At 64.0% G+C, this 12645-nt stretch carries 10 protein-coding genes; all 10 read left to right on the forward strand.

Annotated features, from left to right (window positions below; translation table 11 throughout):
• The first annotated feature begins 120 nt into the window (after positions 1-120).
• The 10 genes from SOM28_RS08225 to SOM28_RS08265 all read left to right on the forward strand — a co-directional run bounded on the left by SOM28_RS08225 (position 121) and on the right by SOM28_RS08265 (position 12456).
• The gene (locus tag SOM28_RS08225) at positions 121-5208 is read left to right on the forward strand and encodes a DUF4214 domain-containing protein (RefSeq protein WP_320467804.1); all 5088 of its coding nucleotides are present in this window, start codon (positions 121-123) and stop codon (positions 5206-5208) included.
• Positions 5205-6818 carry a phage head spike fiber domain-containing protein gene (locus SOM28_RS08230; RefSeq protein ID WP_148043934.1) on the forward strand — a complete coding sequence of 538 codons (1614 nt, stop codon included), beginning with the start codon at positions 5205-5207 and terminating at the stop codon, positions 6816-6818. Before SOM28_RS08225 ends, SOM28_RS08230 begins: the two co-directional genes overlap by 4 nt.
• Complete coding sequence (locus tag SOM28_RS08235) at positions 6815-7510, forward strand: hypothetical protein (RefSeq protein WP_123067596.1); 696 nt, start codon at positions 6815-6817, stop codon at positions 7508-7510. The genes SOM28_RS08230 and SOM28_RS08235 overlap by 4 nt, the downstream gene beginning before the upstream one ends.
• Before the next feature lie 9 nt (positions 7511-7519).
• Positions 7520-8488 carry a glycine-rich domain-containing protein gene (locus SOM28_RS26375; RefSeq protein WP_491715949.1) on the forward strand — a complete coding sequence of 323 codons (969 nt, stop codon included), beginning with the start codon at positions 7520-7522 and terminating at the stop codon, positions 8486-8488.
• A 9-nt stretch (positions 8489-8497) separates the two neighbouring features.
• On the forward strand, positions 8498-9001 hold the full coding sequence (locus SOM28_RS08240; RefSeq protein ID WP_123067595.1) for a hypothetical protein: 504 nt from the start codon (positions 8498-8500) through the stop codon (positions 8999-9001).
• On the forward strand, positions 9001-9453 hold the full coding sequence (locus SOM28_RS08245) for a hypothetical protein (protein ID WP_123067594.1): 453 nt from the start codon (positions 9001-9003) through the stop codon (positions 9451-9453). Before SOM28_RS08240 ends, SOM28_RS08245 begins: the two co-directional genes overlap by 1 nt.
• Positions 9454-9464: 11 nt before the next feature.
• Entirely contained in the window at positions 9465-9668 is a 204-nt protein-coding gene (locus tag SOM28_RS08250; RefSeq protein WP_123067593.1) for a holin, read from the forward strand.
• Positions 9665-10141: a lysozyme gene (locus SOM28_RS08255; RefSeq protein ID WP_123067592.1), complete on the forward strand. Its 477-nt coding sequence runs from the start codon at positions 9665-9667 to the stop codon at positions 10139-10141. The genes SOM28_RS08250 and SOM28_RS08255 overlap by 4 nt, the downstream gene beginning before the upstream one ends.
• Before the next feature lie 83 nt (positions 10142-10224).
• The gene (locus SOM28_RS08260; RefSeq protein ID WP_123067591.1) at positions 10225-10578 is read left to right on the forward strand and encodes a DUF5710 domain-containing protein; all 354 of its coding nucleotides are present in this window, start codon (positions 10225-10227) and stop codon (positions 10576-10578) included.
• Positions 10579-10812: 234 nt separating this feature from the next.
• Positions 10813-12456 (forward strand): energy transducer TonB, encoded by a 1644-nt coding sequence (locus SOM28_RS08265; RefSeq protein ID WP_320467805.1) that lies wholly within the window; start codon positions 10813-10815, stop codon positions 12454-12456.
• The last annotated feature ends 189 nt before the right edge of the window (positions 12457-12645 follow it).

Below are 12645 nucleotides of genomic sequence, written 5' to 3' on the forward strand. Positions count from 1 at the left end.
AGCCGGCGCCATGCCGCTTGAACGCTGCAACGGTTCCTGGTCCGGAATGCATTGCCCGGACAGCAGGAAGTTTCCTTCACCAAGCCACCTTGTCGGTGGCTTTTATTTTGGACGCGTACGATGTCTGAGACAACAAGAATCGCGGAGATTCGCATCACCGTGAACGCGGATGGCGCCGAAGCCGGCCTGCGGCCGGCAATCGATGCGGCCCGCCAGGCCGAGCGCGCGCTGTCCGGCGTCGGCGCCGGTTCGAATGAATCCGCACGTGCCCAGCGCAACCTGATCCAGGCGATCCAGCAGAGCACCGCCCAGATGGAAGCCGGGTCGCGCTCCAGCGCGCAATACTATGAAACATTGGCGCGCCATCGCGGCGTCGATGGGCAGGCACTCGAACCCTATCTCAACCAGCTGCGTGCCATCGAGTCCGCACAGGGACGGGCCGGCGCATCGGCGGCCGATGTCGGGAACGTCATCAAGGGCGCGCTGGGTGCGGCATTCGGTGACCTGTCGCTTGCCGGATTCCTGAAGCAGGTGGTCTCCGCCCAGCGCGAGCTCGACCAGCTTGGCGCCCAGCTCACCGGCGCTGTCGGTTCGTCGAAAGGTGCGGGCGAAGCCTTCAAGGCGCTGCAAAAATTTGCTGCCGCCACGCCTTACAGCGTGCGGGAGGCCACCGAGGCCTTCGTCAAGCTGCAGCGCGAGGGCCTGGACCCGTCCGAGCAGGCATTGCGCTCTTACGGAAACATGGCGGCCGGTCTCGGCGTGAGCCTGGACCAGATGGTTGGCGCCGTCGCCGGGGCGGCAGGCGGAGATTTCGATGCCTTGGGCCAGCTCGGCATCACCGCTGCCGCAAATGGAGACAAGGTAACCATGACCTTCAGGGGCGTGGCGACCACCATCGGCAACTCGGCGTCCGAGATCGAAAGCTATCTGCAGACGCTCGGGGAGACCGATTTCGCATCGGCGATGGCGCTGCGCACCGCCACGCTCGATGGTGCGATCGGCAATCTCGGCGACACCTGGAGCGCTACCTTGCAGGCCATTTCGGGCTCCGGGATCGGCGACGTGGTCCAGGAAGGCGCACTCGGCGTAAGCGCTGCGTTGACGGATCTCCAGACGATGCTCCGCGCCGTTACCGATGCCGCGGACGAACAGGGCCGCTCGCTCGGCCTGGTCAACGTCATTCACCAGGGACTGACCACGGCGTTCGAAGCGGTTACCGTGCTCGGCGTGAACGTGGCCTATGTATTCAGGACGATCGGCAAGGAAATCGGTGGCACTGCGGCCCAGGTCGCCGCGGTCCTGCAGGGCGAATTCGCCCAGGCCCGGACAATCGGGCAGTTGATGAAGGCCGATGCCGAGCGCGATCGCAAGGAAGTCGATGCCAAGAGCGCGGCGATCCTGGGCGCCGTCGAGAAGGCGCGTAAGGCAGCCCAGTTGGCGCCTGGCGCTGCCGCCACGGACGTGCTGGCCCAGTTCCGTGCCCCGCCCGAAAGCACCGGCGTGCGGCCGGCGGCACCAAGGAGGCGCGAACAGCCGAAGAGGGATTCCGAGACGCTGGCCGGAGACGTGGGGACCCTGAGCAAGCGGTATGCACAGGAGATGCAGGCCATCGAAGGCTTGAGCGGGGCGCGGGCCGGCCTCCTGAAACAGCAGCCTGCGCTGCAGGAGGCCGCCGCCCAGGAGGCCGCCGCGCGCAAGGCGCAGGACGAGTTCAATCGCCAGTATGCCCAGGGCCTGGAGGCAACGGGGGCCGTTTACGCCAAGTCGATCAAGGACGCCGAAGAAGAAGCTGCGCGCAATGAAGAGATTGCGCGCACGTTCGGCCTGACCAAGCTGGCCATCGAAGAGCTGGAGATCGCGCGACTGGAAGAGCAGCTCGCGCAACGCTCGTCGATCGGCATGACCCTCGATCAGATCGAATATCTGGAACTGTTGATCGGTGCGAAGAAGCGTAATGCGGCGGCCATCGGCAAGGTGGAACAGCTCGAATCCGGCAAGAAGGCCCTCGACGAACTGAACCAGTTCCTCGATCCCGCGAAGGCGCAGACCTTCGGCGACGCCTTGAAAGGTGCGTTCGGTAGTGCCGGTGAGGCGCTGTCGAAACTGCTGCAATCCTATGACGGCCTTGCGAAGGGCCAGGCCGAGATTGCAAAGCATCGTGCCACGGCAGAGAAGGAGCGTGGCGCTGGTAACCTCACCGAGGTCCAGTACCTTGAGAAGATTTCGGCACTACAGCGGAAGGAAACCAAGGACCGCATGTCGGGCTACGGCAGCATGGCCAGCGCCGCAGCGGGCTTCTTCGGCGAGCAAAGCCGGGGCTACGACGCGCTGATGGCGGTGTCCAAGGTGTTCCATGCCGCCGAGCTTGCCATGACAGTGGCAGAGCTCGTTCCGAAAGGTATTTCGGCTGTATTGAGCCAGGGTAGTGGCGATCCGTATTCCGCATTTGGACGCATGGCCGCAATGGCCGCCATCGTGGCCGGCCTGGGCGTCGCCATCGGCGGGGTGGCGGGTGGCGGTCCAAGCCTGTCCGAATCGCGGCAGAAGTCACAGGGCACCGGCTCCGTGCTTGGCTCCGACGCCAAGTCGGAATCGATCTCGCGGTCGCTCGACAACATCGAGTCGGCGACGCTGCAGGGGCTGGGGCTGAGCAACGGCATGCTGACCTCGTTGCGCAATATCGAGGCCGGGATCGTCCAGTTCGCTTCGTTGCTGGTGCGGACGACCGGGGTGACGGGTGACTTCGGCGGCGACTTCGCAAGCCGCGGGAGTGCCGATGCGTTCGGACGTTCCGATCTCGGCTTGTCGATGGCGGTGTTTCCAGTGTTAGGTCCGCTGCTGGACAAGATCACGGGCGGATGGCTGGGCAAGATCACCGGTTCCGTGTTGGGGAGCATCTTCGGCGGGAAGACGACGGTCGAGGATACCGGCTTCGTCCTGGCCAAGGCCACTTTCGGCAAAATCCTTGCCGGTGGCACCGATGCGGCGCAATACGCCGATATCAAGAAGGATGGCGGCTGGTTCAGCAGCGACAAGCGCAGCACCCGGCTCGAGAGCCTGGGCGCGGAGGGCAATCGCCAGATCGCCGGCATCCTGACTTCCCTGTATGACACGGTATTCGAGGCCGGTACGATGATCGGGCTTGGCGCTGACGCATTCTCGGCGCAACTGAATTCGTTCGTGGTGGATATCGGCAAAGTCAGTTTCAAGGGCATGTCCAACGAAGACATCCAGAAGGAGCTGGAGGCCGTCTTCTCGAAGCTTGGCGACGATCTGGCCAGGTATGGCGTCGGCGGTCTCGAACAGTTCCAGAAAGTGGGGGAGGGTTATTTCGAAACCTTGACCCGGGTGGCGACGAACTACCAGGCCGTCACCGCCGTGACGCAATCGATGGGCATCGCCTTCGATGCCGTCGGCGTGGCGTCGGTCGGTGCGCGTGAGCGGCTGGTCGATCTCGCTGGCGGGATCGATGAGTTCACCTCGAGCGCGGACCAGTTTCTTGCCGACTTCTATACCGACCAGGAGCGTGCGGACGCCCTGCGCGCGCGTATCGCGCCGACCCTGGAGCAATTCGGGATCGCGTCGGGGAACGAGGATTCGCTGAAGCAGTTCCGCAATGTGGTGACCGGACTGGACCTGACGACCGAGGCCGGTGCGCGGGCGTATGCCACGCTGATGCAGATCGCACCGGCGTTCAAGCAAATCGCCGATATCGACGCCGCCAGGCTGGAAGAGCGCGCTGGACTGCAAGACGAACTCGACCAGATCACCCTGTCGCCGCAACAGTTGCGCGACAAGGAGCGCATGAAGGTCGACGAAAGCAACCGGTCCTTGTTCGACGAGGTCCGGATTCTCACCGAACGCAAGGGGCTGCAGGAGCAGCTCGACCAGATGACGATGTCATCGACCGAGCAGCTCGCAAAACAGCGCGAAGCGCTCGATGAAAGCAACCGCGCACTGTTCGACCAGGTCCAGGCGATCAAGGCCAAGACCGTGGCGGAGCAGCAGGCGAAGGCGCTGGCGGATACCTTGATGGGCAATGTCGACAGCGCGTTCTCGACTCTGCAAGGCGTCGTAAATCGTGAAAAATCCCTGCTGCAGGAGCGTATCAATGTCGAGCAGAAGCTGGTCGACAAGCACCGGGCGCTGTCAGATGCGTTGCGAGGCGCCCTGGATGGCATGACCCTGCCAGGCCGTGAGCTCGACGACCGGCAAGATGCGCAGGCACGGATTCAGGCGGCCCTGGCGATCGCAAGATCGGGCGGCGTCCTGCCTGAGGCAGACAGCCTCAGATCGGCCCTGTCGGTGCTCGGCAGGGACTCCGCGGCCCTGTTCTCGAACGAGCAGGATTATCTGCGCGACTTCTACGTCACCCGCCTTGGCATTGAGGACCTGGCCGACTTGACCGATGAAACGCTGTCGGTCGAGATGCAAAGCCTGAAGTTGCTGGAGGATCAGGTCAAGCTGTACGACGAGATGCTAAAGCGCGAGCAGGAGCAGATCGATGTCCTCAAGGGGATATCGACGACCGGCTTGTCGATCGAGCAGGCGCTCCAGGCCTTGCATGGCGCCCTGGCGTCCGCAGGTGCGAATCCAGCCATTTCGGCCACCTCCAGGATCAACGATGCCTACCAGTCGGCGCTGGGGCGGACGCCGGATACGGCGGGACTGGAGTATTGGAAGAACCTGGCCGCTGGCGGCACCTCGACCGACACCATCGTCGATGGCATCAAGAATTCGGCGGAAGCGCGGATTCAGAAGCTGTACAAGGAGGTCTTCGGTCGGCCGGCGGATGCCGGCGGGTTGAACTACTGGATCGACAGGCTCAACGCTGGCGTCAGCCTGGATACGATCAGGCAGGCGTTCGCCGAGAGCGACGAGGCCAAGAACAAGCTGAGCAGCCTCGCGGTCGGCACGAACCATGTGCCGGCCGACATGCCGGTGATGATCCACGAAGGCGAGCGGGTCATTCCTGCTGCCGACAACCGTGAGCTGATGCGCAGACTGTCCAGTCCGGACAGCGATTCTGCGTTGGCCGTCGCGGTGGAAAGACTGACGGAGGCGGTCGAGCGGCAGGCGAGAACGACTGGCGCCCTGGAGGCGGCGTTCGACCAGACCCAGCGCAATACGCGGCGGATGGCGGACGGACTCGAGGTGGTGACCGACGGTTTTAATGCAATTCGTACCAAACAGGAGGTAACTACGTGAACTCGTCAGATTTTCGATTGGTCAGGCTGACGCCGATTGCGACGGACGGCTCGTTCAGTGGCGGCGGCGGCGCCTACTTTGACAAGTCCGGGACGCTGCGGGCGGCGCCGGCCAACACGCTGCGCGTGTCGTACGATCCCGTCGATCTGAGTCGGGCGCCGTACGCACTTATCGAGCCAGCCTCGACCAATATGCTGCGCTATTCGGAGCAACTGGATAACTCGTCTGTCTGGGGTGGTGCAAATCTAGGCGTGAATGTCGATGTCAGTATCGCGCCAGATGGGAATATGACGGCGGATCGGCTCGTCGCCGCGGCATCCAGCGGTGCTCATTATCGAGATCAGGAAGTCGCAGGGACCTTCTCGAACGGGAGTCGGTACACCTTCAGTGTGTTCCTGCGAGCACACACTCTGGAAAGAGCGCGGCTGGACATGTACTACGCGGTGGGGAGTACTGGAGGCTACCAGGCGGTATTCAATCTCAGGACCGGCGTGCTGGAATCGACCGGGCCCGACGTCCATTCCGCGGCGATCGAATTGCTGCCTAACGGATGGTGCCGCTGTTCGATTGTCGGGGTAGTTGAGTACGCCGACACCTATCCGACACGGCTGCTGTCCCGCGTGATCCTCCTGCGCGGAGACAGCGCGACATCGTGGCTCGGTACTGGTGACGAGGGGATGTTTTCGTGGGGAGCGCAGCTGGTAGCGGGCGACCAGCCTGGATCGTATATCAGAACGACCAGCGCGCCTGTGACGCGCGCTGCCGACATTGTGGGCGCTGGTATTGGCCTGGTTGCTTCGAATGTTCCGATCGCAGAGCCCATGTGGGTGGCGGGCACTTACGCCAAGGGCGCCAAGGTGCGCGATGCGGCGAACCTTACATATGAGTCCCTGGTTGCGGGGAACACAGCGGCATTGAGCGACAAGACGAAGTGGCTTCCGCTTGGTCTCACCAATCGCTGGAAGGTGTTCGACAAGGCAGTGAACAGTCAAACTTCCGCACCGGGCCTGCTTGCATTCTCAGTGAAGGCTGGCGGTTTGGCGAACACGTTGATGCTCCTGAACGTGGAGGGTGCGTCGGTAACGGTCAGCCAGTCCGAAAGTGGCTATATCAGGACCAAGCGCCTGGTTCGGCATGACGTCCTCAGCTGGTATGACTTTTATTACGAGGAGCCGATCCGCGCAGGCGACGCGGTGTTCGACGATATTCCACCTTATCCAGGCGCGCTGCTTACTGTAGCGATCGACAACGGCTCAGCCGACTCGAGAATCGGAGCCTGTTTATTGGGACGGTACCGGACGATTGGAAAAACAACCGCGAGCATGAGCGGTGGCGTGCTGAGCTACTCGACGTCGACGACGGACACCTTCGGCAATGTGACGATGGTAAAGCGGAGCAATGCGAAGCGCTTGAACTTCGACGTACTCATCCCGGCCGGCTTCGAAGACGAGGCTTATCGGCTGTTCTCGACCTACACCGATACGGAAATTGGGGTGATCGCTGGCGACAGGTATTCGATGGGTATTGGTTACGGCTTCCTGGGCCAGTGGTCGGTCCCGGTCAGCCGGAATGGAAAAACAGCATCAATTGAATTCAGAGGACTTGTATGACTATCACACAGAAGATCACCGAGCTGCCACCGGCGCCGGATCCGGCAATCGATTCTCCGTCAGAATTCAGCCAGAAAGCGGCGAATTCTGTCCTCGCACAGCGAGCATTGCCTGGAGAACTCAATAACTTTGCCATCCAGGCGAATGCAGTCGCTGCCGACGTGTCGGCCAAGTCGATCACCGCCAGCTCTGCGGCGCAACTCGCAACTGCCGCCGCATCTGATGTGGTCAAGCTCGCGGGCGTAAATGCGTGGGTCAGTGGGGCGACTTACCAAAAGAACGCTGCAGTGATCAGCCAGCTTAATTTCCAGACCTATCGCCGTCGGGTGGCTGGCGCCGGCACGACAGACCCGGCCAATGATTCGACTAACTGGACGATGCTGACTGGCGATGGCGCGTTCGTCCCGCAGCCTGTCGCAGCATCGTCGATTAATCTCGCTCTCGGGAACTATTTTACGAGGACGCAGAGCGCGAGTCAGACGTACACCTTCGACAACTGCCCCCACGATGGATACAGCTTCACACTGGAGCTGACGGTAACAGGCGGGACCGCAACGCTGCCGGCATCCGTGAGAACGCCAGACGATATGCCTTACGTGCTGACGGTTAACAAGGTCCACGAGCTGATGTTCGTGACATCGAACCGGGGGGCTCGGTGGCGCCTTGCTGCCGCCACCAACTATTCGGTCTGATCTATGGACATGACAACATTTTGGCTTCGGCGTGGCGCCGTGGTGAGTAAGCGTGTCGGGCAGGTGGCGTGGACGACGCCTGGGACATATTCGTTTGTCGTCCCCATGGGTGTCACCAGCATTTGCGCTGTGGTCATAGGCGGCGGAGGCGGCGGGGGCGGAGGGTATGGTCCCAATCCCGACGACCAGCTCGCTACACGCACATCGGGCTATGGGGGAGGCGGGGGACACCTCCGATACATTAACCAACTGCCTGTTACCCCTGGAGAAGAGATCACTGTCTTAGTCGGAGGCGGTGGCAGTGGCAACTCTCCTGGAAGCGCTAAGTCAATCGGAGGAAATGGTGGGCATAGCAGGTTGTCCAGGGGGGCCAACAATCTCGTCACCGCTGCTGGCGGAAGCTGGTCCAGCAACGCGGGAACCGGTACCAATGGAAATACTCCTGCCGGAGCCGGACCATTTGGAGGCACGGTCGGTGGCGGTAATGGCGGTCTCGGAGGGCGAGCAACGTCGGATTATGGGGGGACGGGAGGCGGGGGCGCCGGCGGCTACTCTGGCGCCGGTGGCCGCGGAGCAGATGGGGACGAGAACAATCAGACATCTGGCGCCGGCGGCGGCGGTGGCGGGGGCCGCAATGGTGACGGGAATTACATGAACCTGCCATCCAACGGTGGCGTTAGCGGGGGCGGAGGCGGAGGCGGTGTTGGCATCCTCGGCGAAGGTGCTAACGGCGCATTCGGAGCTGCGAGCGGTCAGGGCGGCGACGGTGGATCAGGTGGTGACGTCGGACGGAATGCGATTGGAACACCGGCCAACTACGACAATGGCGGCCCTGGTGGACTTTACGGAGGCGGAGGAGGTGGCGGGAAAGCAAACTGGCGTGGATCCGGCGCCGACGGTCGCGGCGGAGCAGTTCGTATCATCTGGGGCGGCAACCGGGCCTACCCATCAACTCGTACCGTGGATGAATTTGCATAAGGAGAAATCGTGTACTACAGACCAGAAACTAAGCAGATATTTTCTCTTCAAACCGAGATTCGCACCGCGCTACCAAATGTCTTATTCGGTCCGGCGATCGCCGCCAGCGATCTGGAAGAATGCGGCATCTTCCCGCTATCCAGCCAAACGCCCTCGGTCGACGCAGGCAAGATTGCTGTCCCGACGCAGATCGCGCTGGTGGACGATCGGTGGACGCAATTGTGGAGTATCCGTGAAATGACTCCCGAGGAGCTGACGACGCAAATGCCTCAGGTCCCTCAGGAAATCACCATGCGGCAGGCACGGCTCGCGCTACTCAGTACGGGGGTACTGGCTCAGGTGGCGTCCGCCATCGAGACACTTCCAGATGCCCAGCGCGACGCCGCCCGCATCGAATGGGAATTCTCCAGCACTGTCGTGCGCGATCGTCCCCTGGTGAAGATGCTGGGCCAAGCACTGGGCCTCGACGACCAGGCTCTCGACCAACTATTCATCACCGCCGCGGAGCTGTAATGCAAGCAGCCTTCTACAAAGACAACCGTCCCGGCTTGGCCGGCATCTACAACCGCCTGGTCCGCTGGTGGACCAAATCCGATTACTCGCACGTCGAACTGGTCCTCTCGACCGGCCTGTCCTGGTCCGCCTCATACGACGATGGCGGCGTACGCGCGAAATACATCGACTTCGACCCCGAAAAATGGGATTTCATCGACCTCCCTCCGCACCTGGAGCCAGAGGCCGAGAAATGGTTCGAAGCGCACAACGGCGCCAGGTACGACCTGCTGGGCAACCTGCAGTTCGTCGTCGCTCCGGTGAGCCACGCCAACGGGCGCTGGTTCTGTTCCGAAGCCGTCGCCGCGGCCCTCGGGTTCCCGGACCCCTGGCGATTTACCCCGGGCACTCTCGCGAGTGTCCTCAACGGCCTGACGAAGCCCGCGCAAGCGGGCTTTTTTACGCCAGCATGAAAGACAGATCGATGAAGAATGTGAGTGCCGCTGAAGTAGCCAGTTATGCGGGAGGGGCGACCTCCATCGGCGCGTCCCTCACGATGACCGAGCTGGGCGTGATGGTCGGTATCGTCACCGCGATCCTGACCTTCATCGTCAATCTGGTGTTCAACTACCGCAAGGACCGGCGCGAGCAGCGCGAAAGCGATGCCCGCCTCGGAGGACACCAATGAGTCGCCGCGCCGCCACCCTGGCCGGCATCGTCGGCGCCACGGCAGCGGCGGCGCTGCTGGCGCTGACGCCCGCGTTCGAGGGCACCAGGCTCGAAACCTACCGTGATCTCGGCGGGGTCCTGACCTATTGCACTGGCGCGACCGAGGACGCCGCATGGGGCAAGCGCTATACGCCGGAGCAGTGCCGGGCCCAGCTCGAGCGAGACCTCGAGCGCCATGCCGCCGGTATCGCCGCATGTCTGCCGATGGATCGCCTGACGGATGGCCAGAAGACCGCCTTCGTCGACGCCGCCTACAATATCGGGGTGGCGGCTTTTTGCGGATCGAGCATGGCGCGACTGGCCAATGCCGGCGATATGCAAGGCGCCTGCGATGCCCTGCTGATGTGGAACAAGGTCGGCGGCCGCGAGGTCGCCGGCCTTGTCCGGCGGCGGCAGGCCGAGCATGCATTGTGTACCGGTGGCTTGCCCTGACATGGGCGGTGCCGTAGCGGTGCGGCGATTGCTTGTACAATAGCGCGCCGTCCAAGTAACCGATCCTGGAGCACTTTCCATACATGGTTTTCCTCACCGTCCCCTATGCCGAAAAGGACGCCGCCAAGGCGCTCGGCGCCCGCTGGAACCCGACACGCAAACGCTGGTACGTGCCGGACGGCGTGGCCACTGAGCCATTCGCCAAGTGGCTCGATGGCGCGCCGGGCGCCGAGGCGTCGCCGTCGAAGCCGGGCCGGGTCGACAGTTACCAGGGCAAGACCGTGGTCGGCTTGAACTACGTCGAGTTGCCGCACGACTGCAATCCAATGCAGGCCTGCCCGAGTTGTACGGAGCAGCTGGCCGGTACGCCCTGGGCCCAGGCGCAAGCCGGATTGCGGGCGCTGGTCGGCGCGATGCCAGGCACGTCGAGCAAGTGAACGGCGCAGTCCAGGCCTTCGTGCTGTCGTGAGGCCGTTGGGTTCGAACACCAGGGTGAAGCGCTGAGCACGAAGTTTTCCGCCAGCGGGCGGATTTGAATCGTGCGCGCCTCGCATTACCGCTGAGTAAACGCTAAGATGCCAGCTTGACAATATTGCTCAAGCGACGACATGACCCAGGCGACCGCTGGCAGGCGAGGACACGATCAGGCGCGCAGCGGCCGGCGCCTGGGCGTGGGCATTGCCATTTCGGTCTTGTTGCACGGCTTGTTGCTGTCGCTGCAGTTCGGTGTGCCCGGCCTCGATCTCGGGGGAGGGGGACCGATCAACGTCACCCTGGCGCCGTCCCCTCCAGCGCCGCCGGCAACCGCCCCGATTCCCCCATTGCCTGACACGCCGGCGCCGGTTGCGTCACCCATGACGCCCGCGCCGCCACCGGCCCCCGCGCCGGCACGCGGCCTGCGCCTGGTCGACCCGCCGCCACCCCCGCCGATCGTCCAGGCCGAGGCGCGTCCACCGGCCCAGGCCCGGCGTGCGAAGCGTCCCAAGCCGCCCGCGCCGAAGCGCAGGCTGCGCGAGGTGCCGCCTCCGGTCATCGTCGCGGCGCCGGATCCGGAATCGGAATTCACCGTTCCCGTGCCCTTGCCGGACGTCGTTCCTGAACCGGCGCAAGAGGCGCCGGCACTGGCCGACGCGGTCGCGGATGAAGCGCCGGCGGAGCCGACCGAGGTCGCGGACACCGGTCCGGACCTTGCCGCGCAACAGGCCGAGGAAGAACGCCAGCGCCTGTTGGCGGCGGAACAGGAACTGGAGCGGCTGGCCCAGGCAGAGCGTGACGCCGCCGAACGCCTGGCGCAGGAGCGCGTCGAACAGGAGCGGCTGGAACGGGAACGGCGTGAGCAGGAACGTCTAGTGGCAGAAGACGAGGCCCGGATCGCGCAGCTGCGCGAAGCCGAGCGGCTCCAGGCCCGGGAACAGGCCGCGCGCGAGCAAGCCGAGCAGGCGCAGCGCCAGGCGCAGATGCAGGAGCAAATGCGGGAGCAAGAGCGCGCCGAACGGCAACGCCTGGAAGCGCAGCGTCTCGCGCAGGAGGCGGCCGAGCGCCGGCGCATCGAGGAACTCGCGCAACAGCAGCTGGCGGAGGAGCGCGCACGCCAACTGGTGCAACAGCAGGCGGAAGAGCAGACGAGACGACAGGCGCAACAACAAGCCGAACAGCAGGCCCGCGCCGAGGCCGAACGCCTGGCGCGCCAGCAGGCGGAAGACGCCGCGCGCCAGGCCGCCGCGCAGCGGATGCAGGCACAGGCGCCCGGTCCTGGCGCGGGCGCTGCGGCGATGGATTCCATGCCCGTCGGCCCGGGCCAGGGCGCGGGGCGGGGCGCCGGTAGCGGCGGCGGCAGCCAGCCGGGTGTCGGGGCGCTGGCCGGCTTGCCCGGCAACCGTGCGCGCGAGATGCTGCGCGGCGTGACCATCCCCAATGTGAATGCACCCGCCACGCCGGCCGCGCGCGCCATGGGCGGGCGCCGGGTGCTGGCCGACGGCGGCGAGCGCGACGCGCCGCTGCGCCTGTATGTCGACAGCGTGCGCCAGAAGCTGGAGCGCAACGCGGTGCTGGGCGGCGCCCGCCTGTCGCTGCAGGACGTGCGCATCGATCCCCTGGTCAGCGTGTCGCTGCGCAGCGACGGCAGCATCGAGGACGTCACCATCATCCGCTCGAGCGGGCGGGCCGACATGGACGACGCGGTGCGCCGCTTCGTGCGCCTGAACGCCCGCTATTCGGCGTTTCCGCCGAATGTCGCCGCACAATTTGACATCATCGAGATCCGCCGCATCTGGCGCTTCGCCGATGGACTCAAGCTGATCGAAGAGATGCGCTGAGGACCTGACGCCGCCGTTCGCCATTTGATGCGCTGCAAAGCCAAGCCCGATGGACGCCGTACTCTGAACTGAATCGTTCATCTACTGCGACTATTTTTGATAGGCAACAATCATGGCTTGGTTTCGTTCAGTTGCAATAAGGGATTTGCCGTGGGCTTTACCGTGTCGTTCGCTGTCGCTTCGCGCGCC

The sequence above is a fragment of the Massilia sp. CFBP9026 genome, assembly GCF_034045165.1.
In the GTDB taxonomy this organism is placed as follows: domain Bacteria; phylum Pseudomonadota; class Gammaproteobacteria; order Burkholderiales; family Burkholderiaceae_D; genus Telluria; species Telluria arenae.